The organism is Streptomyces albireticuli (assembly GCF_021228125.1).
Lineage (GTDB): Bacteria > Actinomycetota > Actinomycetes > Streptomycetales > Streptomycetaceae > Streptomyces > Streptomyces albireticuli.
On the sequence record NZ_JAJQQS010000003.1, the window covers coordinates 265,476 to 285,473 of the forward strand.

Here is a 19,998-nt window from a genome sequence, read left to right on the forward strand (position 1 = left end):
CCCTGCGAACACGGCACCTGGTCCGGGTGGCGGAATGGCAGACGCGCTAGCTTGAGGTGCTAGTGCCCTTTATCGGGCGTGGGGGTTCAAGTCCCCCCTCGGACACCAGCAAGATCAGACGAAACCCCTGCTCAGCGGGGGTTTTTCTGTTTTCTCGGACTGGCTCAGCGGTCAGCGTGACCAGTAGCGTGACCAGTACGTTTTTAAACTTTCCCTGACCGGTGGCATGACCAACCACGGGACCAGGCCGGACGGGTAACTCGATCAGGCTGCCAGTGCCGGCAGGCCGCTCGGCCCGTTTGCAGCGCGCCCCGCGAGCCGGTCCGACGAGAAGCCGGGGCGGCCCCGGCAAGGCCGATCCTGCTAGACCTCGACGGGGTTCTCCTTGTTTTGCAGGTCATTCGTGATCTTGGTTCGGCGCCAGCCGCCAGCGGGCTGAGACTTTCTCCGGGTCCTGGGGACCTCCAGCATTGCTCAGCGTCCTTGTGCTTGGCCTCCGCCTCGACGGCAGCCTTGACTTCCCCGTCGTGCCGCTTGACCTCGTTCTCGCGCTCGGTCAGCCAGTCACGCAGAGCTTTGGCGGCTGCGGTCTTGGTCTTGTAATCGCGGCCTGTCCAGGGCCTGACCCGCTTCCCCGTCTTCAGGTCTTCGTGCTCCGGGGTCCTCACACCCCAGGTGTCCGGTCGGCCACTCCTCTTGATCTGGACGGGAGTCCCGCCCGCCCTCCAGGAGGCCAAGTCCGGGGCCATGTCCGGCGCCAAATACATGGGATCCGCCGAGTACGAGTCCTGGTGTGCCGACTTCGTGAGCTGTGTGGTGGACCACTCCCACGCCAACGCCGCCTACGGCGGCTCCCCGACGGAGACGCCGGGCAACCGGTGGCCGGCGGTGGTCACCTGGGTCGAGAAGACGGCGATGGTCCCGACCGCGGCGGCGCGGGCGGGCGACCTCATGGTCTACCGGGGCTACGGCCCCGGCAACTGGGGCCACATCGACATCGCCACCGGGCGTCAGGGTTCCACCCTGGAGACGGTCGGCGGTAACGAGTCCCGCAGCATCCGCCGCCAGCTCGGCTACGGCAACCGGGCCGACGGCGCACTGCGCCCTCGTGGCGGTGCTCCGGGCGCTGGGGAGGGGCCGTTCCTCAACCCGTGGCCGGGCTCCCTGGCCCGGTTCTCGGAGGGGACGGGCGAGTTCGCCGGCTTGGTCGGTGACGCGGTGCGCCGGTGGCGCCCGCTGGTCGAGCGCGTCATTCAGGAGCTGGGCGGCCGCGGCGGCACCAGCCTCGCGGACGTCCCGTTACCCGCAACCAGGGATCAGACGGGCCAGGACCGGCCCGTTCCGGTGCCGATTCCCCCCGTTCCCGATGTCGTGGGGGCACACCTGCGTATCGATCACGGGAAGTGGCGGTGAGGGGGAGGAAATCCCCTCACCGCCTTCAGCGACCGAAGGTGGCCCGGCATCCTTCTCCAGGCCGGCGCCACCGGCCTGGACACCCCGCCCTTCGAGTTCCACGCCGACAGCTCCCCGAACCTCGACGGATCCGTCTTCCGTTCGGCTCGGGCTGCCGCCCGGGACATCATGCTCCGGTCCACCTCTACGGCATCGACCGGCGTTCCCTGAAGGACCTCAAGCGCAAGCTGGTCTCCGCGCTCAACCCCAAACGCGGGCATTGCGTGCTGCGGTTTCGTTGAGGCGGACTCTCAAGTCCGGAATCTCTACTGCTACTACAAGGGGGGAATGGAGGGGAACGAGTCCGCGGACAACGCGGGGTTCCGGTGGGTCAGGTACGGGATCCAGCTCACTGCCTTCGACCCCTTACTTCTACGCGGACGACCTTCAGGTAGCGGAGTGGAGGTTCAACTTGGGGGAGGGGCTCCTGAAGAAGGACAAGGCACTCTTCCCGTTGCGGCTCAGCCGTGGAGCCCTGGCGGACAGGGCAGTTCCGGTCATCAATCCGGGCGAGATCGAGGCGTGGCCGGTGTGGGAGATCCGGGCACCGGTCCGCGGGTTCCAGTTCAGCAGCCCCGACGGGCAGGCATTCGGCATCACCGCGCCCGCCGACGGCAGCGACGCGGTAGCGGCCGGCCGGGTCCTGACCGTGGACACCCGCCCCGGACGCAAAACCCTCACCGACAACACCGGCCGGAACTACTGGCCCCTCCTCGACAAGAGCCCGTCCCTATGGCCGGTCGAGGAGGGGAAGACCACGGTCGGCATCCGCATCACCGCTGGCAGCAACGGACCGGCGTCCTTGAAGCTCACCCTCCGCCCCCGATACGAGACTTACTAGCCCGAAAGCAGAAGACGCCCCCGGATCCGTTCCGGGGGCGTCAGCTCAAGTCACGACGGGCCTGCGTGTGCGGCCAATACGAACTTTACGTCCATCTCTGGTAAGAGCCGGTATTGATGGGCTTCGTGTACACCTTGCCGCCGTCGCTGCTGTCGAGAGCCATGCTCGTCGCAACATTTACGATCTTCCAGGTCCCCAATACCTTGGTCACCATCCACATCTGATACTTGCCAGAGTTACACGGCTTCAGGTAGACCTTGCCACCGTCACTGCTATCGAGGCAGACTTTCCCATTTTTCGTTGAAAACCGATAAACTCCATTCCCGGAAGAGTCTTCACGGATGGCATGCTCGGTCCACCTGTAGCCAAAGCGGCAATCTTTCGCAGGCAGCGTCTCAACATCGTGATACCCGTCGCTTGTCAGGCACCTTTTGGTGGCAACGTTTTTCCACGTCACCTCTTCTCCATCGCGGGCGGAAGCCTCACCCGAGGCCCCAACAACGGCCAGCGGAACTACGACGCCGACGGCCGCCAGATAGGCGAGAGCCCTCTTCTTGACGTTCTTCACGTCGCTCCTCCTTTTGCAAGAGTCACGTTGGAGGGAGTCGTCCACCAACGCGCAAGTCATTTAGAACCCGACCCTCCAAGGGGTCCGGGCGCTACAGCCAGCGCTGGTACTTGCCACCGTTGTCGGGCTTGGTGTACACCTTGCCGCCGTCACTGCTGTCGAGGACGCGCCCGGTCGCAACGTTGGTGACCTTCCACCCAGTGGAGGTGTGGGTGTGCCGCCACTTCTGGTAGTTACCGGAATTGCACGGCTTCGTGTACACCCTGCCTGCATCACTGCTGTCGAGACAGTACTGGTCCCAAACCCCGATTTGGTTAATCTTCATCCGGAAAGACCCGTTCGACTGCTCTTCCTCAAACCACTTAGCGTACTTGGCGGAGCAGTCATATTTATTGGTCTCGACAGTAGGGGCATTGCCCCAGCTCAGGCACATGCCGGTTTTTGCGTTCTTCCATGTCCTGGCACCGTCGGCGAACGCCTCGCCCGACGTTCCAACTACCGTCAGCGGAACCACGACTGCGGCTGCCGCCAAATGGGCCAGCGCCCTCTTCTTGACGTTCCTCACTTCATTCCCCCTTCAATAAGTTGCGAGTTGGGTGCGGTCAGTCACCAACTCCAAGATCATTTATAACACGGACCGTTAGGGCGGTGATCATGGGATACCGCGTGGAGGTCCGAGACAAGGACCTGAACCGGATAGGAGAAATAGACACATGGATCAAGCTGGACCTCGTCATCCGGCACTGTCAGCAAGGTACTTGGCAGCTCTTGGTCAAGGACCGCACACCCCAAGCCCGACTCTTGCAGTGTGGTGGTGGAATCATCGTTTGGCAAAACGGGGTGGACTTCCCCGTTTTCACCGGTCAGATCGAGTTCTTCCAGCGCTATTGGACCGTTGAGCAGCACACCGGTGTGGGATCGGTGTTTGTCGGCGGGAAGTGTGACAACAAGCTGGCCTACTCCCGTCTCGCTTTCCCGGACCCGTCGAAGGCGGTGGGCCAGCAGTACCAGGCGAAGGAGTCCCGGGGTGCGAGCGGGAGTGCCGGCGAGGCCCTGTGGTGGGAGCTCGACCACGCCATCGGCCCCCGCGCCCTGCCCGACCGGCAGGTTCCCGGCGTCGAGGTCGGCGGCCTGCCCGCGGTCGGTGACACCGTGGCGGACCGGCTCCGGTTCGATGTCCTGGGCACCAAGACCGAAGAATGGTGTCGTGCCAAAAACGTGGGCTACCGCTTCGTGTGTGACCCGGACCGCAAACGGCGTTGAGCGGTTACGACCTGCACGATCAGCTCAACGCAGCACCCGACCACGAGTTACGAGACAGGCTTTAGGAGGTCTGTCGCTCGCCCGGCTGCCGCGGTACGCGAGCCGTGTCGGCGGCCTGGCGCTGTGCGCCGGAGCGTCACCACGCATCGGCGCTGCCGGGCCGTCCGCGAGCGCGACGAGAAAGCCTTGGTCAACGGCGCTCCGAACCCTTGATATGGTTATCCATGTCGCTGCGGGGAACGCCTCGCGGAGGCACCACCTGGTCCGGGTGGCGGAATGGCAGACGCGCTAGCTTGAGGTGCTAGTGCCCTTTATCGGGCGTGGGGGTTCAAGTCCCCCCTCGGACACCAGAAGGAACCCCAGTTGATCTGGGGTTTTTCTGTTTCCTGGGTCTGGTCACGCTCCGCGTGACCTCGGCGCCGGTGAATCCCTTGTGCGTGGCCTGAAGGTGTCAATCACCGAGAAGGCGCCCGCGCCGCCGTCCGGCTCCTGACTGCCGTGAATTACCACAACGGCCCGCCGGTCAGGCGGGCCGTCCTGAGGTATCCAGACTGAGGGAAGGCGCCGCAGCAATGCGACGCGTACCCCCCCTTTTTAGCCGGGGAGTGAAGTGAACTCAGCTCCCGGGGCACTTGTAGAGCCACACCTGTTGAAGGGTCACTTTCGTGTGAGTGACCGCGTTCACTCGGATGGAGCAGGACCGCCGTCGGTCCGGATCCGTCGAAGGTGGTCGGTCAGCAGTCTCAGGTGGGTCGGCCGGCCGAAGCTCGGCGAATCCCAGGTGGCTCGCCAGGCCTCAACGCGCAGAAGGGGATTGTCGCTGGCCAAGCGGGCCATCGCCGACCTCGTCACCCCAGACGTCGACCAGCCGGCCCAGTCGTCCGCTTACCGGTGCGTGCTCGGGATGCGGTCGTAGCAGACCCAGCGCCAGTCCCGGACGTTGGTGAGCTCTTGAAGAAGGGCATCTCCTGTGTTCGGTCCGACGATCCCGTCCTCGGGCAGGTCGTAGGCGTGTTGCAGCTTCCTGACCCACTGATCGATTTCCTCGGTGTAGGTCTGCTTGCCGAATTCCTCTTTCTCCTCGTCGATCGGGATGCCCTTGCCCGTGCGAGAGGCCCAGGCGTTGATGCCCTTCTGGACGCAGATCACGGCTTTCCAGTCGGTGCTGCCGAGGCCGATGCCGGCGATGTCGGGGCTCGCCTGGGCGTCGGCGGCTGTCGGGCTGCTACCGCTGTCACGGGCGGAAGCCTCACCTGAAACCCCGACCACCGCCAGCGGAACCACGACTGCGGCTGCCGCGAGGTGGCCCATTACTTTCATTTTCGTGCCCTTCATGCCGTCCCCCTTCTGCAATAAGCGAGTTGGGTGAGGTCGGTCACCAACTCGAAGATCATTCATAGCATGGATCCGCCGAGGCATCTCTAAAGCGTGTTGTAAGGCGCTTTGATTCGGCAGTTCGGGAACGGTTTCCGACGGTTACGGCCATGTTGCCAGAAGAGTTCCGCTGCCTCGCCCGGCAGGAGCGGCCCTTCTGGTCGTGCGGATGGAATGGATAGGCCGCGATATCGACCCGCCAGGGGCGGCGTCCAGCGCGTGAACGACTGGGGGAGCGGGCAGGCTCTGCTCGTTCCCATGCCCGTCGTCGGCGCAGGAGGCCGTGGAGTGTCCACCATCGAGGAACGCGTGAAGCGCATCATCGCCGATCAACTGAACGTCAAGCCGGAGGAGGTGAGGAACAGCGCGTCGTTCGTCGGGGACCTGGGGGCGGACTCCCTGGACCTCGTCGAGCTGGGCACGGCCCTGGAATTCGAGTTCACCACGGATATACCCGATGAGGAGGCCGAGAGGATCACTACCGTGCAGGACGCCATCGACTGGGCCAACGCCCACCAGCGGTAGGCCGAGTCGGCGGTATGAGCGGACGAGCCGGCCGGGGGTGACGATCTTGTATACCCACCCACCAGGCGATCATGCGCGGCATGCCGGGGGAAAGGGTAGTGATTTTCCTGAGTCGCCCCTGTCACCTTGAAAACGCTGAATGACCGCTGTTCGGGCTCATTTCCCTGACCCGACGGCGCCTGTGGCGCGGGCACGGCCACGTCCGCTCCGGGGCAACTGTGATGCCGATGGCCGGTGATCGATCCCCGGGTTGCCATGGCGGTCAGTGCAGCCGTGTTCTCAGCGTCTATCAAGGAGGGCCGAGATGGCAGTAAGACGTGGGTTACGGAGAAAAGCCGCTGTGGCGTTGGCGGTGGCGTCGGGAGTGCTGGCCGGCGTTCTGCCGGTGGGGCAGGCGTCCGCGGCTCCCGCGGGTGGGAAGACCACGCTGACGTTCAGCGAGGCGAAGACCACGCGGGTGACCGTTCCGGACGGCGTCACGAAGATCGTGATGACGGCCGTGGGCCCCGGTGGTGGCGGCGGTGGTGGCGGCGGGGGCCTGGTGGCCCCCACGGGTAACGGCGCGATCATGCTCGCCGGCGGAGGCGGTGCGGGCGGCGCCGCCGGCGGCTACTTCCAGTGCACCTTGAACGTCACCCCCGGTGAGACCCTGTCGATCGACGTCGCCGGTGGCGGTGCGGGTGGCGCGGGCGGCACTCTGATCTGGTTCGACCCGACCGACGGCGAAGCCGGCAAGGACATGGGCGGGTCCACGGTCCACTTCCCGAAGGGGCAGCAGACGGCCGGTGCTCCGCGCGGGGCCGGTGGAGCCGCCGGTATCCGGGGCCAGCTGAATGTCGGGCCGGGAGTCGGGGGCGTGGGAACCGACGCCACCAGCGGTCTCGGCAAGGGCCGGTGCACCGGCGAACCCACGTCGAAGCCGGGTGCCGCCCCGGCTTCAGGCACGGCCGGGACCATGTCGGCGGGCGGTGCGGGAGGCGCGGGCGCACAACCGTTCGCCGTGCCGCCGACCTGCCCGGCCGGCGCGGGCCGCGGCGGGGACGGTGGCGACGGTGGCGGTGTCACCTTGGACACCCCTCCGGGGACCTACGGACGGCTCAAGGGCAAGCCGGGCCAGGCCGGAAACCTGGGCTGTGTGGTCCTGACGTACTGATGTGCTGACGGACGTAAGCGCTGGTCCCGCCGACGTGCCTGTCAGGCGACAGCCGGCGGCGGGGCCGGTACGGGCGGGGCGTACGGGTGACCTGGCCTCGGCCCCCGGCCCCCGGCCCCGGCCCCGGCTCCGGCCCCTAGCCCCGGCCCCGGCTCCCGGCCGCGCCGCGAAGACGTCCCCTTCACCCGGTGCCGCGTCGATCACGTCGTTCTCCGTTCCAGCACCGGTCCACCCGCTCTCCAGACCGCCCGGCGACCGTGAACGGCAGGAGCACTCGGAGAAGACCAGCCGGAGGCGGGAGCGGCATGGCAGTGGACGCGGCGCGGTTTCGCGCATTGTTCGGATCCTTCCCGACGGCGGTCACCGTCGTCACCGCGACGGACGCGAACGGCAGACCACGGGGCCTGACCTGCAACGCGGTCTCGGCGGTGTCCGTGGAGCCGCCGTTGCTCCTGGTGTGCGTGCACCGGAACGCGCGGACCCTGGCGGCGCTGCGGTACTCGGGGGCCTTCGTGGTCAACGTCCTCGCCGACGGCGGCCAGGACACGGCGCGGGTCTTCGCCGACCGCTCCGCGCACAAGTTCGCCGGCGTCGAGTGGGTGCCCTCCGCCCACGCCAGGGGCGCCCCCGTGCTGGTGGACGTCGCCCTGGCGCACGCCGAGTGCGTGGTGGTGCGGGCGGTGGAGGCCGGCGACCACTGGATCTTCATCGGGCGGGTGGAGCACGCCGAGTCGTATCCGCGGCCGCCGGTCCTCTACCACCGGGGGGCGTTCACCGTCTGGGACGCTCAGGCCCGGCAGGTCGGCAGCCCGCCGTGAAACTCCACCATCTCCCGGAACAGCTCGCCGATGTCGAGCGGGGCACCGGGCGTGGCGCCGCGCTCCTCCACGTAGGCCCGGTGCAGATTGGGTACCAGCCGTTCGGAGTCGATCAGGTGCGCGTACGGGCCGGGGCTCGCCGCCCGCGCGGCCTCCAGCGGGGTGAGGCCCGCGGCGAGTCCCTCGCGGGCCAGCTCCTGGACCCACCGTAGGTAGTCCTCGGTGACGTCGAAGACCTCGGGGCCGGCGACGGGCCCGTGGCCGGTGACGACCGTGCGCGCGTCGAGGGCGCGTAGCCGGGCCACCGCGTCGAGCGTTCCGGCGACCGACCCCATCGGGCAGAAGGGCGTGACGCCGCTCATCACCAGGTCCCCGGTGACGAGCACCCGCTGCTCGGGCAGCCATACGACGGTGTCGTTGGTGGTGTGGGCGGGCCCCAGGTGGATCAACTCGGCGGTCACATCCCCCACATGGAGGGTCAGCCGGTCGCGGTAGGTGACCTCGGGCAGGGTGAGGGTGAGCTCGCCCCACTCCACGTCGGGCCACAGCCCCGTCAGATGGAGGCCCGCCGCGGCCATCTCGCCGCGGACCCGCTCATGGCCGACGACCAGGGCCTCGGGGAAGACGAAGTTGCCGAAGGTGTGGTCCCCGTGGAAATGGGTGTTGACCAGCACCCGCGGCGGCGCCGGGCAGACGCCGAGCGCCGCCGACCGCAGCGCGCGCGCACGGGCCTCGGTCGCCGCCGTGTCCACCAGGGCCGCCTGCCCCCGGGACACCACCAGCGCCGCGTTGTTCAGGCACCACCCGCCGTCGGGCTGCACATAGGCGAAGACGCCTTCGGCCACCTCGACGAGCCTGCCCGCCGAACCTTTCCGTACCTGGGACACCGTGCCTCCTGACCGATCGGAATTCCGGGCCGCCATGCTCGTACCGGTGGATCGAGGACGGCTCGAACGGCCCGCCGGCGCGGGATCGGGCGGAGATCGGACACTCGAAAACAGTTACCGGTCTCCTCGCGGTGGCGACGTAGGCTTGGGGTGAAGTCACCTGCCGGGCACCCCCGTTGGAGGGCGCGCCGCCCGGCGAAGGACTGACGGGGGGAACGACCGGTGATCCGGATTCTGCTGGCCGAGGACATGCACATGGTCCGGGGGGCGCTGGTGGCGCTCCTCGAGCTGGAGCCCGACTTCCGTGTGGTCGCGGAGGTCGCGGACGGCCGGGGCATCCTGCCGTCCGTGATCAAGCTCCGGCCGGATGTGGCGATCCTCGACATCGACCTGCCCGGCGTCAACGGCCTGGACGCCGCGAGGCTGCTGTGGGAACGGGCCCCCGACTGCCGGGTGATCATCCTGACCGCGCTGGAGCAGCGGGGCACGGTCCGCCGGGCGATCGACGCCCATGTCCGGGGGTTCCTCCCCAAGAACGCTCCGCCCGGTGAGCTCGCCGCCGCCATCCGCATGGTGCACTCGGGGCGGCGGGTGATCGATTCGCGGATCCCGCCCACCGCCTGGGAGGCCGAGGACTGCCCGCTCGCCGACCGCCCCACGGACAGCCCGCTCACCCGGCGCGAGACCGAAGTCCTCAAACGGGCCGCCGACGGCAACTCCGCGCGGGAGACCGCCCGGGAGATGCACCTCTCCACGGGAACGGTGCGCAATTACCTGACCTCCGCCGTCACCAAGCTCACCGCACGGAATCAGCTGGACGCCGTCCGGATAGCCAAGGAGAAGGGCTGGATCCGCTGACGTCCCGCGGTGGATCGGCGGGCCCGGCCGGGCATTCGGCGAAGATCCGGAACCATCCGTCCTCGCCGGCGCAGGCGCGGAACGTCCCGCCGATCCCTTCCAGCCGCCGGGCGAGGTTGTCCAGGCCGCCACCGGAACGGCGCGCCATCCTCTCCCCGGTGTCGACGGGGATCCCGTCCCCCGCCATGTCGAGCACGAGCGTGCCGGCGGTACGGGAGACCGTGATCCGGCAGTTCTGCGCGGCGCTGTGGCGCAGGATGTTGGTCATCCCCTCGCGGACGACGGTCGCCAGGACCGTGCCGGTCTCCTCGCGCAGCGGCAGCCGCTCGTCGTGCACCTCGACCGTGATGCCCGCGGTGGTCAGTATTCTCGCGGCGGATTCCAGTTCGGCGGTCAGCGAGAGCTGACGGTAGCCATGGGCGACGCAGCGCACGTCGGCGAGGGCCTGCCGGGAGATGTCCAGGACCTCCCGCAGCTCGGCGTGCGCCCGCTCGGTGTCCTTGCCGACCAGCCGGGCCACCAGCTCCCCCTTGAGGGTGATGGCGGACAGGCTGTAGCCGAGCAGGTCGTGCAGATCGCGGGCGACCCGCAGCCGCTCGCCCTCCACGGCCAGCCGGGCGACCTCGTCACGGGCCCGCCGCACCTCCGCGCTCCAGGAGGCGATGCGCGTCACCCCGTACACCATCAGGCCGTTCACCCCGCACGACAGCACCCCTATGGCGACGCCCAGCGGCTGCTGGCCGGCGAGCAGGGTGCAGGCCCCGGTGAGGACCGCGGCGGCGACGAAGGCGACGACGGACAGCGGGGGTTCGAGGATGAGCAGTGCGGAGCCCGCCAGGAAGCCCGGCATGCCGGCCCAGGTGAGCCCCAGGGCGAGCAGTGGGGCGTAGGTCAGCAGGGCCTGGAGGGCCAGCGTCCGGCGTCCGTGGCGGGCGCGGAACCGGCCGGCCCGCGGGGCGCAATGGACCCCCTGGAGCACGAACACCGCGACGAAGGCGGCCAGGAAGAGGCAGATGTGACCGGCCGAAGGGCGGCGTGACGCCAGGAGGTTGAGGAAGCCCAGCACGGCCACCGCGGACTGCACGGAGAGGACGATGCCTGTGGCGAGCCATGGAGGCGGCTCACTCTTGGATAAGACCACCATGCGACCTGCCGATCGAGGAAGTTCCCAAGTGCCAACTGCTCAGTCAAGCAGAGGAGCGCTCACGGAGAGCATTCCTGTAGTCAACCTCACATGGCGCGGTGACGTTCCCCTGACGGACGCCAATAAATGGAGCTGTGAATTCCTCACGTGGGGTGTGCCGATCTCATCCTCGCCCTGGTGACGGCCTCACTGGGCGGGGGCCGCTCCCCGGTGCGAGTCTCAAGACGAAGGCCGACAAATCGTGAACCGAGTGGAGGACGCTCATGGACATCGAGGTGCTGGGAGAACTCGCGGTCTACGAGAACGGGGTCTCCGTCGTGCCCAGCGCGGGAAAGCCGCGCCAGATCCTCGCCCTGCTCTCCCTGTGGGCCGGCCGCGTGGTGCCGGTGCCGACGCTGATGGAGGAGCTGTGGGGCGACGCCGTCCCGCGCAGCGCCGCGACCACCCTGCAGACCTACATCCTTCAGCTGCGCCGCCGCATGGCCGCCGCGCTGCGCGACGCGCCGGACTCCCCGGCCCGCACCCCGAAGGACGTCCTGGCCACCGCCTTCGGCGGCTACCGCGTCGCCGTCACGCCCGAGAGCTGCGACTGGTCCCAGTTCCGCCGCCTGGCCGTCCAGGGGCGCGACGCGCTGACCGCCGGCGACGCCCGCTCGGCCTCGGCGCACCTGACCCGCGCGCTCGCCCTGTGGCGCGGCCCGGCACTGGTCGACGTGCCGGTCGGCCGCGTGCTGGGGCTGGAGACCCTCTACATGGAGGAGACCCGCATGCAGGCGCTGGAGGAGCGCATCGAGGCCGACCTCCGCCTGGGCTACCACGCCTCCCTGCTGGGCGAGTTGCGTACGCTGGTCGCCCGGCACCCCCTGCACGAGAACCTCTGCGCGCAGCTGATGACGGCGCTGTGCCGCTCGGGCAGCCCCTGGCGGGCGCTCCAGGAGTTCCGGCAGCTGCGCGAGCGGCTGCGTCGCGAGCTGGGCGTCGAGCCGTCGCCGCGGCTCCAGCGGCTGCACCAGGCGGTGCTGTCGGGCGCCCCGGAACTGGACGGCGGAGAAACGTTCGTACAGGCCCGGTCGGCGTAGCGCGGCGGCCTCGGCGGGGCTCGGCGGCCTCGGCGGGGCCGGCCGGCTCGGCCCGAGCCGGCCGTTTCAGCCGAGGTGGCCGTTTCAGCCGAGGTGGTCGTGGGCGATGCTCCGGGACCGGGTGCGGATCCCGTCCCCGTCCGCCTCCAGGACGTCGTGCATCACACAGCTCGGCGCGACCTCCGGCTCCCGGCGGCCCGGCCGGACCGTGAGCACGAGCGCGTAGACCGTGGCGCGGACGCTGCCGTCGGCTTGTGGGGTCAGCGCGATGTGGTTGAACCAGTGCCGCCGCTGTACGGGGTCGTCGGCGAACCGCTCGTGGAACCTCACCAGTTCGGCGACGATCGCGGCCCGGCCGCGGACCGGTTCGACGGACGGCGAATGCTGAAACGTGCCGGTCTCGGTGAAGGTCAGGGCGTACTCCTCGAACCGGCCGCCGTCCAGGGCCTGCATCTGATGGGCGTAGAAGTGCTGGATCCGGGCATAGAGGCCGGTCTCCGTGGCGGTGTCGATCATGGCGCTCCTCGGGGAGGTACGGGCGCGGGCGGGGCGGAAGGGCGCGGGCTGCCGGGTGGCGGGGCCGCGGAACACGGACCGTGGACCGCGGGCCGGGCGGCCCGGAGGCCACCTTCGCCACCCCGCCTCGAAGCGGGCTCGAAGCGCGACGGGCCGCCGCTCCAGTCGCCGTCCACGTCGGCTCGAGACCGGTGCCGCACGCTCGTGCCGCCACCTTCCGACGACAGCGGGATCGGAGACGCATGAGCGAGACAGTCAGGCCCGTCGCCCTGGTGACCGGCTCCTCGTCCGGCATCGGGGCGGCCGTCGCCACCCGGCTGGCCGTCGGGGGCACCCGCGTCGTGGTCAACTCAGCCCGCTCCGTGGAAGCGGGCGAGAAACTCGCCCGGTCCCTGCCGGACGCCGTGTACGTACGGGCCGACGTCTCCGTCGAGGCCGAGGCCCGCCGACTGGTGACCGCCGCGGTGGAGCACTACGGGCGGCTCGACCTGCTGGTCAACAACGCGGGCGTCACCCGCGCCGTCCCGCACGCCGACCTCGAGGGCGCGTCCCCCGCCGTCTGGCGGGAGATCTTCGCGCTCAACGTCTTCGGCACCTGGCAGACGACCGTGGCCGCGATGCCCCACCTGGCCGCGACCGGGGCGGGGGCGGTGGTCAACATCTCCTCCGTCGCCGGCAGCCGGCCCGCGGGCAGCTCCATCCCCTACGCCGTGAGCAAGGCGGCGATCGAGCACATGACCGTACTGCTGGCGCACACCGTCGGCCCGCGCGTACGGGTCAACGCGGTGGCGCCCGGCCTGATCGAGACGCCCTGGACCCGCGGCAGCGACTTCTTCGCCCCGGTCGCGGAGAAGGTGCGCGAGAGCACGCCGCTGCGCAGGGTGGGCCTGCCCGAGGACGTCGCCGAGGCCGTACTGGCCCTCGCCGGCGCCTCGTACACCACCGGACAGGTGCTGCTCGTGGACGGCGGCGCGCACCTCATCTGACACCTCGCCCGGCGTTCGGGGACCCAAGCGAAGGGGACGGCATGCGGCTCGGCGCGAATCTCATCTATCAGGGCGCGGGCGAACTGGCCCGCGCCGCCGAGGAACTCGGCTACGACGTGGTACTGGCCCCGGAGGGCTACCGCTCCGACGCCGTCAGCGTGCTCGGCCTGGCCGCCGGGGCGACCCGGCACATCGGACTCGCGTCGGGCGTCATGCAGATTCCCGCCCGCCCGCCGGGCACCGCCGCCCTCACCGCGGCGACGCTGGACGCGCTGAGCGGCGGCCGGTTCCGGCTGGGGCTCGGGGTGTCCAACCCCGATGTGTCGCACGGCTGGTACGGCGTGCGCTTCGACCGGCCGCTGGCCCGCACCCGGGAGTACGTGGACATCGTCCGGCGGGCGCTGGCGGGGGAGTCCGTCACCTACGAGGGCGAGCACTTCCGCCTGCCCGCGCCCGGCACCCGGGGCGACGCCCCCCTGTACCTGCACACCGAGCGGCCGCGGCCCGCGATCCCCGTCTACCTGGCGGCGGTCGGGCCGCGTGCCCTCCGGCTGGCCGGGGAGATCGCCGACGGCTGGATCGGGGTCTTCACCTCGCCCGAGGACGTCGCAGAGGCCGTCGCCGGGATCCGGGCGGGCAGGCTGCGGGCGGGACTCGGCATGGCGGGGTTCGACGTCCTGCCCAGCCTGCCCACGGCGGTCGCCGACGACGTGGACAGCGCCGTGGACGCCCTGCGCGGGCAGTACGTCTACCTGCTCGGCATCGGCGACCCCGAGCGGAACTTCCACTGCGCCATGGCCCGGCGGATGGGCTACGGACGCGAGGCCGCCCTGCTGCGGGAGCGGCTCGACGCCGGTGACCGCAAGGGGGCGGGAGCCGCGCTGCCCGCGACGTTCATCGACCGTACGGCCCTCGTCGGGCCCGTGCCCCGGCTCGCCGACCGCATGCGCGCGTACGCCGACGCCGGTGTCACCACGCTCGGGGTGATGGTCTCCGCGGCGGCCACCACCCTGGACGGCCGGACCAGTATCCTCCGCGCCGCGGCGGAGGCGCTCGCGCTGGCGGACGGCGGGGGGTGAGGGACCGGCCCGGACGGCGTCCCGTGCCGGGCCGCGGGGCGTCCGCCGGGCGGGGGCGTTCGCGTACCGGCGCCCGGGTACGGGCGTCGGCGTACGGGCGTTCGCGTACCGCTTCGGGGTACGGCGTCCGCCGGGCGGAGGCGTTCGCGTCCGGCGCCCGGGTGTGGGCGTCCGGGCTTCGGCGTGCCGCTTCGGCGTGCCGCGTCCGCGTACGAGCCTCACCGCACCGGCACCGTCCGGCTGAGCGTGCCGACCGGGTCCGGATAGCCCACTACCGTGCCGTGGCGGGCGTCCCGGCTCCGGAACCAGCGGTAGCTCCACGCCGGGTCGGTGAGACCGGACCCCGCCAGGCCCGTCTCCACCGCGCCGCTCCCGTCGGCCCGCAGCGTCCAGCGGAGCGCCGGGAGGGCGAACGGCACGCCGGGGGCGAACGGCCCCGGGGAGCGCAGGGCCAGGCCGCCGCCGGGGAGCGGCTCGGCGTACGGGGCTCCGTCGCCGCCCTCCAGCGCGTACCGGACGTCCCGCGCGGCCGTCGGCGCGTGGAAGCGCAGGACGGCGTCGCGGACTCCGCTGCTGAGCTTCGGGCTGAACGTGAGGGGCGCGGGCGCGAGGAGCACGGTGAACTCCTCGCCGACGGTCACCGTCCGAGGCGCGGTCACGGCGAAGCGCAGCACGTACGGGATGGTGTGGTCGTCGCCGTCCGGCTCGGTGTGGACCCGGCAGACGAGCGCCGGGGCGCGGTCGGCCGTCAGGGCCTCGGTCGGCACGGCTCAGCCCTCCCGGACCGCGGCGGCCAGGCCGCTCGGCCGGGCCCCGATGTGCGCGGCGAGGTCCCCGCCGCGCCCGTACCGGGCCGCGAGCCCGCCCACCGTGGGGGCGTCCATGACGTGCCAGCCGTGAGCGGTGAGCCAGGCCGCCGGATCGTCGAGCGTGGACCGCCAGGCCGCGCCCAGGCCGTCGAGGGTGCCCGACACCTCCGCCAGAGCGCCGCCCTTCGTCCTCGAGTCGATGTGGTCCATGGCGAGTTCGCTGCCGGGGGCGGACAGCTTGCCCACCTCGTCCAGGAGCGCGTCGTTCTCGGCGGCGGACAGGTAGGGGAGCAGCCCTTCGACCAGCCACGCGGACGGCGCCGAGGGATCGAGGCCGGCGCCGAGCAGCGCGCCGGGCCAGTCGCCGCGCAGATCGGCGCCCAGGACCGTCCGCGCGCAGGCGGGCGCAGCCCGCTGCCGGGTCAGCACCCCCTCCTTGAAGTCGAGCAGCTCCGGCAGGTCCACCTCGAAAAGGCGCGCGCCGTCGGGCCAGGGCAGCCGGAACGCCCGGGTGTCCAGGCCCGCGGCCAGGATCACCACCTGACGGCAGCCGCGGTCCGCCGCGCCGGCCAGATAGTCGTCGAAGAAGCGGGTGCGTACCGCGACGTACCCGGCGAAGTCCTTCATTCCGTCCACGGCGCTCGCGCCGACGGCGTCCACGAAGGCGCGGGCGTAGGGGTCGTGGAACAGGCTGTGTTCGCGGTCGCTCTCGGCGGCCCGCCCGGCGGCGATGCCCACCGCGGTCAGGCTGACGCCCGTGGGCAGTTCCGGGCCGCCGCCGGGCCCGGCCGGCCCGGTCCTTCCGTCGTTCGTCCGAGTCCTTCCGTCGTTCATCCGAGTCCCGCCGTCGTTCATCCGACGCTCCCTTCGATGTGCGGATGGTGTGGGTGAAGGTGGTCCCGGCGGCTGGAGGAGGGCTCGAAGCCCGGTGGACAGCACGGGAGTTCGGCGCGCCGTTCGAGGGCGGCAGTAGCCGCGCTCCAGCGATCGGTGCCATCGTGGACGGGGAAAGGGAAGAAGCTCTACGCGCTCACGGAGGTTCCTCGCGTGACCAGCTCCCAGCAACGTCCGCCCCGCCGGCTGAGGATCGGGGGTGACCTCCCCTACTTCGACAGTCGTCACGAACTGCGGGACTACGTCCAGGCGTTCGAGGGGCTCGGGTACGACCACCTGGGGTTCGGCGAGCACGTCCTGCCGGCCCGGGCGCCGAACTGGCCCTCGGACGTCTCCCCGTGCGAGCCGTGGCACGAGGCGTTCACCCAGGCCGCCTTCGTGGCCGCGCTGACCTCGCGGATCGAGATCGCCGCCTCCGTGCTGCTGCCGCTGCGCTCGGCGGGCATCGCGGCCAAGCAGGCCGCCGAGATCGACATCTTCTCGGAGGGGCGGTTGCGGCTGTCCGTCAGCGTCGGCTGGAACCGCGAGGAGGTCCGTGCACTCGGGGCGGACCCCGAGACCCGCGGCCGGCTCATCGAGGAGCAGGTGGAGGTGATGAGGCTGCTGTGGACCGAGCCGTTCGTCACCTACCGCGGCAAGCTGATCGAGATCGTGGACGTGGCGGTCAACCCGCGCCCGGAACGGCCGGTGCCGGTGTGGATGGGCGGGGGCGACTTCGAGGGCGGCGGGGTGCCGGGCCCGGTGGTCCTGGACCGGATGGCCCGCATCGCCGACGGCTACAAGATGTTCGGCCCGCTGATGCGGGACGTGGACGCCGGTCTGGACGTGATCCGCCGGCTGCGCGCCCTGGTGGCCGAACACGGCCGGGACCCCGGAGACTTCGGCATCGAGGCGCGTATTCCGCTCCAGCTGCTGCCCGAGGACGCCTGGATCGAGCGCCTGGAGACCTGGCGTCAGGCCGGTGCCACGCATATCACCCTCTCCAATCGTCGGGGCGCGGGTGGTGCGAAGGCCGAGATCGCACGTCTCACGCGCTTCCGGGAGCTGACGGACGGTCTCTGGTAGCCGACGTTCTCCGGTAGGCGCGGCGCCGGGCGCCCGATTCCCGTTCCCGGGCGCCCGGCGGCGGCGCGGGCTTCCCTGCGCCGGTGCCACCGGCACAGGGGGCGTCCGTGCCGGCGGCCCCGGCCCCGGCCCCGGCCTCGGTTCCGGCCCCGGTTCCGGCCCCGGGGAGGCGTCCGGCCCGGTGCTCCGTGCCCGGTTGGCGGTGCCCGTGCGGTATCCGGGCGCCCCGCCTCTGGCCCGCCGGGTTACGGCTCGCGCCCGGCCGGCTCGCACCCCCCGGTCTCCGTGGGCACGGACAGGTGTCGCAGGAGCCGGCGGATCTGCTCGCCGTATTGCTCCTGGAACTCGGGTGAACCCGGGTCGAGGCCCGACGCCTCCTTGGCGATCTGCGGCATCACGATCGGCGCCATCACCATTCCCATCACCGCCAGCCGGAGGAATCCCGGGTCCAGGTCGGCGGAGATCTCGCCCCGCTCGCGGGCGCGGTGCAGCCGGGCCAGGTCGGCGGTGATCGCCGACGTCTCCTCGGGGATCTCCTGCGTGTCCCCCGACAGCCCGCGCCAGATGGCGAGCCTGGCCGGCCGGGGGTCGGCCAGGCCGCGCTCCAGATAGCGGACGGCGACCTCCTCCAGCGGTGCGTACTCCTCTACGAAGAGGGCCTCGCGCTCGGCCCACTCGCGCTGCAACTCGCGGTAGAGACCGTGCTTGCCGCCGAAGTAATAGCTGATCAGCTGCTTGTTCACGCCCGCGCGCTCGGCGATGTCCTGCACCCGGGCGCCCGCCAGGCCGTGGTTCGCGAACTCCTCCAGCGCCGCGTCCAGCAGCAGCTTCCGGGACCGCTCCGCGTCCCGCTGCCGCTCCTCGGTCTTCGGGGCGCGGCGCGGCCGGGGCCGGTCGGGCGGCTCGGTGGCCTCCGGGGCGGCCCCGGGGCGGCTCCTCTTCGTCGTCATACGGACACTTTACTCAATCATCCGGTTGGTTGACAGTGGCATCCCGATGGATGACCATGGGGTCATGGCTGCATACGATGACCGAGCGGGCACGCCGGACGGGGCCGCGACGGCCCCGGCGGAGAAGCCCGGCCTCTCACCTCAAGCGCGGCAAGCGGTGCTGGTCGTCCTGCTGGGCGCGATCCTCGCCTTCCTGGATTCGACCGTTGTCAACGTCGCGCTCCGGCACCTCTCCCTCGACTTCGACACCTCGCTGGACACCGTCCAGTGGGTGGTCACCAGCTATCTGCTCGCCCTGGCGGCCGTGATCCCCCTGTCCGCCTGGGCCGCCAGGCGCTACGGCCCCCGGCGGCTCTACGCGTGGTCGCTCGCGGTCTTCACGCTGGCCTCGGTCCTGTGCGGCCTGGCCACGTCGGCCGAGACACTGATCGTCTTCCGGGTCCTGCAGGGCGTCGGCGGCGGGCTGATGATGCCCGTCGGGCAGATGATCCTGGTGCGGGCGGCCGGGCCGCAGGGCCTGGCCCGGGTGATGAGCGCGATCGGCGTGCCGATGGTGCTCACGCCGGTCTTCGGGCCGACCATCGGCGGGCTGCTCCTGGACCACGCCGGCTGGGAATGGATCTTCTGGATCAATGTGCCGATCGGGCTGCTGGCCCTCTACCTCACGGTGCGCCTGCTCCCGCGCGACGAGACCGAGGAGGCGGGGCCGCTCGACGCGATCGGGCTGTTCCTGGTGTCCGTGGGCGTCGTCGGCGTCACCTACGGACTGGCCCAGGCCGGCCAGCGGGGTGACCTGCTCGCCGCCGACGTCCTGCTTCCCTTCCTCGTCGGCCTGGCCCTGACCGCCGCGTTCGTGCTGCGCGCCCTGAAGGTCGAACACCCGCTGCTGGACCTTCGGCTGTACCGGAACAAAATGTTCAGCGCGGCCTCCTTCGCCACCTTCGCGATGGGCGCGGCCATCTTCGGCGGCATGATCCTGATGCCGCTGTACTACCAGGTGGTCCGGCACGAGGACGCCGTCGCCACCGGGCTGCTGCTCGCGCCCCAGGGCATCGGCGCGGCGGTCGCCATGTGGCTCTCGGGGCGCCTCTTCGAGAAGATCGGCAGCCTGACGGCCGTCATCGGCGGTGCGATCTGCGTCGCGGCGACCGTGCCGTTCGTGCTGATCAGCTCCGGGAGTTCGTACTGGCTGCTGAGCGTGGCGATGGTCGCCCGCGGCTTCGGTATCGGCATGGCCGGGATGCCGGCCATGACCGCGGCCTTCCGGGCCCTGGAGCCGGCCCAGGTGGGCGACGCCACCCCGCAGCTCAACATGTTGCAGAGGGTCGGCGGTTCGATGGGCACCGCGCTCTTCGTCGTGGTGCTCCAGCAGCACCTGGACGACGCGGGCGCCCGCCCGTCCGAGCAGGCGTCCGGCTTCGGCACGACGTTCATCTGGGTGCTGGCGGCCGCGGTGATCGCCACGCTCCCCGCCGTCCTGATGACGGCCCTCGAACGCCGGGCCGCCCGGGCGGCGGAGGGAGTGCCGGACGACACGGGGACGGAAGCGCGCAGTGCGGTGTGACCTCGCGGTCGGCCGACGGTTTTCGGGGTGGTGGTGTCCGGCCCGGGCCGGACACCACCACCCGGACCCCGGCCCTCGCTCTCCCGGTGACGGGAAGAAGGGGAGGACCGGACCAGGCAGCGGCCGGGTCGCTCCCTTACCGAGCCCAGCCGTCGCCCGACGGGCCCGGGCCC

The 19,998-nt window shown here is 70.8% G+C and carries 21 protein-coding genes and 2 tRNA genes; 14 read left to right on the forward strand and 9 right to left on the reverse strand.

The window, feature by feature from the left end; all coding sequences use genetic code 11:
• Window positions 1-20: 20 nt before the first annotated feature.
• The 3 genes from LUZ64_RS05905 (at window position 21) to LUZ64_RS05915 (ending at window position 2,293) form a co-directional block, all read left to right on the forward strand.
• Window positions 21-108, forward strand: a tRNA-Leu gene (locus LUZ64_RS05905).
• Between the two features lie 588 nt (window positions 109-696).
• Window positions 697-1,413 carry a hypothetical protein gene (locus tag LUZ64_RS05910; protein ID WP_095585068.1) on the forward strand — a complete coding sequence of 239 codons (717 nt, stop codon included), beginning with the start codon at window positions 697-699 and terminating at the stop codon, window positions 1,411-1,413.
• A gap of 451 nt (window positions 1,414-1,864) precedes the next feature.
• The gene (locus tag LUZ64_RS05915; RefSeq protein WP_232389780.1) at window positions 1,865-2,293 is read left to right on the forward strand and encodes a phage tail family protein; all 429 of its coding nucleotides are present in this window, start codon (window positions 1,865-1,867) and stop codon (window positions 2,291-2,293) included.
• An 85-nt stretch (window positions 2,294-2,378) separates the two neighbouring features.
• Here the strand turns inward: LUZ64_RS05915 and LUZ64_RS05920 are convergent, their stop codons facing one another.
• Window positions 2,379-2,861, reverse strand: coding sequence for an RICIN domain-containing protein (locus LUZ64_RS05920; protein WP_170116964.1), 483 nt, complete (start codon window positions 2,859-2,861; stop codon window positions 2,379-2,381).
• A 91-nt stretch (window positions 2,862-2,952) separates the two neighbouring features.
• Window positions 2,953-3,426 carry an RICIN domain-containing protein gene (locus LUZ64_RS05925; RefSeq protein WP_143593470.1) on the reverse strand — a complete coding sequence of 158 codons (474 nt, stop codon included), beginning with the start codon at window positions 3,424-3,426 and terminating at the stop codon, window positions 2,953-2,955.
• Window positions 3,427-3,515: 89 nt separating this feature from the next.
• Here LUZ64_RS05925 and LUZ64_RS05930 point away from each other — a divergent pair, with 89 nt between their 5' ends.
• Window positions 3,516-4,124: a Gp37-like protein gene (locus LUZ64_RS05930; RefSeq protein ID WP_095585072.1), complete on the forward strand. Its 609-nt coding sequence runs from the start codon at window positions 3,516-3,518 to the stop codon at window positions 4,122-4,124.
• 262 nt (window positions 4,125-4,386) lie between these two features.
• Window positions 4,387-4,474 (forward strand) — tRNA-Leu (locus LUZ64_RS05935).
• Between the two features lie 535 nt (window positions 4,475-5,009).
• On the opposite strand, the gene LUZ64_RS05940 is transcribed toward LUZ64_RS05935, so the two are convergent.
• Window positions 5,010-5,459, reverse strand: coding sequence for a peptidoglycan-binding domain-containing protein (locus tag LUZ64_RS05940; protein ID WP_143593469.1), 450 nt, complete (start codon window positions 5,457-5,459; stop codon window positions 5,010-5,012).
• 327 nt (window positions 5,460-5,786) lie between these two features.
• On the opposite strand from LUZ64_RS05940, the gene acpP reads away from it, so the two are divergent.
• The 3 genes from acpP (at window position 5,787) to LUZ64_RS05955 (ending at window position 7,994) form a co-directional block, all read left to right on the forward strand.
• Window positions 5,787-6,023 (forward strand): acyl carrier protein, encoded by a 237-nt coding sequence (acpP, locus tag LUZ64_RS05945; protein WP_095585065.1) that lies wholly within the window; start codon window positions 5,787-5,789, stop codon window positions 6,021-6,023.
• A 340-nt stretch (window positions 6,024-6,363) separates the two neighbouring features.
• A complete protein-coding gene (locus LUZ64_RS05950) occupies window positions 6,364-7,176 on the forward strand; it encodes a hypothetical protein (protein ID WP_143593468.1) in 813 nt (270 codons plus the stop codon).
• Between the two features lie 335 nt (window positions 7,177-7,511).
• Entirely contained in the window at window positions 7,512-7,994 is a 483-nt protein-coding gene (locus LUZ64_RS05955) for a flavin reductase family protein (RefSeq protein WP_232389779.1), read from the forward strand.
• On the opposite strand, the gene LUZ64_RS05960 is transcribed toward LUZ64_RS05955, so the two are convergent.
• On the reverse strand, window positions 7,964-8,917 hold the full coding sequence (locus LUZ64_RS05960) for an MBL fold metallo-hydrolase (protein WP_095583762.1): 954 nt from the start codon (window positions 8,915-8,917) through the stop codon (window positions 7,964-7,966). The genes LUZ64_RS05955 and LUZ64_RS05960 overlap by 31 nt on opposite strands.
• 186 nt (window positions 8,918-9,103) lie before the next feature.
• On the opposite strand from LUZ64_RS05960, the gene LUZ64_RS05965 reads away from it, so the two are divergent.
• On the forward strand, window positions 9,104-9,739 hold the full coding sequence (locus tag LUZ64_RS05965; protein ID WP_095583761.1) for a response regulator transcription factor: 636 nt from the start codon (window positions 9,104-9,106) through the stop codon (window positions 9,737-9,739).
• Here LUZ64_RS05965 and LUZ64_RS05970 read toward each other — a convergent pair.
• A complete protein-coding gene (locus LUZ64_RS05970) occupies window positions 9,678-10,883 on the reverse strand; it encodes a sensor histidine kinase (protein WP_095583760.1) in 1,206 nt (401 codons plus the stop codon). The two genes, LUZ64_RS05965 and LUZ64_RS05970, sit on opposite strands and share 62 nt — an antisense overlap.
• 263 nt (window positions 10,884-11,146) lie before the next feature.
• Here LUZ64_RS05970 and LUZ64_RS05975 point away from each other — a divergent pair, with 263 nt between their 5' ends.
• On the forward strand, window positions 11,147-11,962 hold the full coding sequence (locus tag LUZ64_RS05975; RefSeq protein ID WP_095583759.1) for an AfsR/SARP family transcriptional regulator: 816 nt from the start codon (window positions 11,147-11,149) through the stop codon (window positions 11,960-11,962).
• Window positions 11,963-12,046: 84 nt separating this feature from the next.
• Here LUZ64_RS05975 and LUZ64_RS05980 read toward each other — a convergent pair whose 3' ends face one another.
• A complete protein-coding gene (locus LUZ64_RS05980; RefSeq protein ID WP_095583758.1) occupies window positions 12,047-12,478 on the reverse strand; it encodes a nuclear transport factor 2 family protein in 432 nt (143 codons plus the stop codon).
• Window positions 12,479-12,720: 242 nt separating this feature from the next.
• On the opposite strand from LUZ64_RS05980, the gene LUZ64_RS05985 reads away from it, so the two are divergent.
• Together LUZ64_RS05985 and LUZ64_RS05990 are read left to right on the forward strand one after the other, a co-directional pair.
• Entirely contained in the window at window positions 12,721-13,464 is a 744-nt protein-coding gene (locus tag LUZ64_RS05985) for an SDR family NAD(P)-dependent oxidoreductase (RefSeq protein WP_095583757.1), read from the forward strand.
• 41 nt (window positions 13,465-13,505) lie between these two features.
• Window positions 13,506-14,543, forward strand: a complete 1,038-nt coding sequence (locus LUZ64_RS05990; RefSeq protein WP_095583756.1) for an LLM class flavin-dependent oxidoreductase — start codon at window positions 13,506-13,508, stop codon at window positions 14,541-14,543.
• A gap of 218 nt (window positions 14,544-14,761) precedes the next feature.
• Here the strand turns inward: LUZ64_RS05990 and LUZ64_RS05995 are convergent, their stop codons facing one another.
• Both LUZ64_RS05995 and LUZ64_RS06000 read right to left on the reverse strand, forming a co-directional pair.
• The gene (locus tag LUZ64_RS05995; protein ID WP_095583755.1) at window positions 14,762-15,310 is read right to left on the reverse strand and encodes a hypothetical protein; all 549 of its coding nucleotides are present in this window, start codon (window positions 15,308-15,310) and stop codon (window positions 14,762-14,764) included.
• A 3-nt stretch (window positions 15,311-15,313) separates the two neighbouring features.
• Window positions 15,314-16,207, reverse strand: coding sequence for an SAM-dependent methyltransferase (locus LUZ64_RS06000; protein ID WP_211305131.1), 894 nt, complete (start codon window positions 16,205-16,207; stop codon window positions 15,314-15,316).
• Between the two features lie 192 nt (window positions 16,208-16,399).
• Here LUZ64_RS06000 and LUZ64_RS06005 point away from each other — a divergent pair, with 192 nt between their 5' ends.
• Window positions 16,400-17,311, forward strand: coding sequence for a TIGR03619 family F420-dependent LLM class oxidoreductase (locus tag LUZ64_RS06005; protein WP_170116891.1), 912 nt, complete (start codon window positions 16,400-16,402; stop codon window positions 17,309-17,311).
• Between the two features lie 245 nt (window positions 17,312-17,556).
• Here the strand turns inward: LUZ64_RS06005 and LUZ64_RS06010 are convergent, their stop codons facing one another.
• Window positions 17,557-18,261, reverse strand: a complete 705-nt coding sequence (locus tag LUZ64_RS06010; protein ID WP_095583753.1) for a TetR family transcriptional regulator — start codon at window positions 18,259-18,261, stop codon at window positions 17,557-17,559.
• Between the two features lie 64 nt (window positions 18,262-18,325).
• Between LUZ64_RS06010 and LUZ64_RS06015 the strand changes: the two genes are divergently transcribed.
• Window positions 18,326-19,825, forward strand: a complete 1,500-nt coding sequence (locus tag LUZ64_RS06015; protein ID WP_095583752.1) for a DHA2 family efflux MFS transporter permease subunit — start codon at window positions 18,326-18,328, stop codon at window positions 19,823-19,825.
• Window positions 19,826-19,998 lie beyond the last annotated feature (173 nt).

Coding starts and splice junctions, on each gene's coding strand:
- LUZ64_RS05960 (WP_095583762.1), bottom strand. CDS start 8,917: ATGGCGGCCCGGAATTCCGATCGGTCAGGAGGCACGGTGTCCCAGGTA.
- LUZ64_RS05930 (WP_095585072.1), top strand. CDS start 3,516: ATGGGATACCGCGTGGAGGTCCGAGACAAGGACCTGAACCGGATAGGA.
- LUZ64_RS05975 (WP_095583759.1), top strand. CDS start 11,147: ATGGACATCGAGGTGCTGGGAGAACTCGCGGTCTACGAGAACGGGGTC.
- LUZ64_RS05985 (WP_095583757.1), top strand. CDS start 12,721: ATGAGCGAGACAGTCAGGCCCGTCGCCCTGGTGACCGGCTCCTCGTCC.
- LUZ64_RS06000 (WP_211305131.1), bottom strand. CDS start 16,207: ATGAACGACGGCGGGACTCGGATGAACGACGGAAGGACTCGGACGAAC.
- LUZ64_RS05980 (WP_095583758.1), bottom strand. CDS start 12,478: ATGATCGACACCGCCACGGAGACCGGCCTCTATGCCCGGATCCAGCAC.
- LUZ64_RS05970 (WP_095583760.1), bottom strand. CDS start 10,883: ATGGTGGTCTTATCCAAGAGTGAGCCGCCTCCATGGCTCGCCACAGGC.
- LUZ64_RS05940 (WP_143593469.1), bottom strand. CDS start 5,459: ATGAAGGGCACGAAAATGAAAGTAATGGGCCACCTCGCGGCAGCCGCA.
- LUZ64_RS06015 (WP_095583752.1), top strand. CDS start 18,326: ATGGCTGCATACGATGACCGAGCGGGCACGCCGGACGGGGCCGCGACG.
- LUZ64_RS05990 (WP_095583756.1), top strand. CDS start 13,506: ATGCGGCTCGGCGCGAATCTCATCTATCAGGGCGCGGGCGAACTGGCC.
- LUZ64_RS06010 (WP_095583753.1), bottom strand. CDS start 18,261: ATGACGACGAAGAGGAGCCGCCCCGGGGCCGCCCCGGAGGCCACCGAG.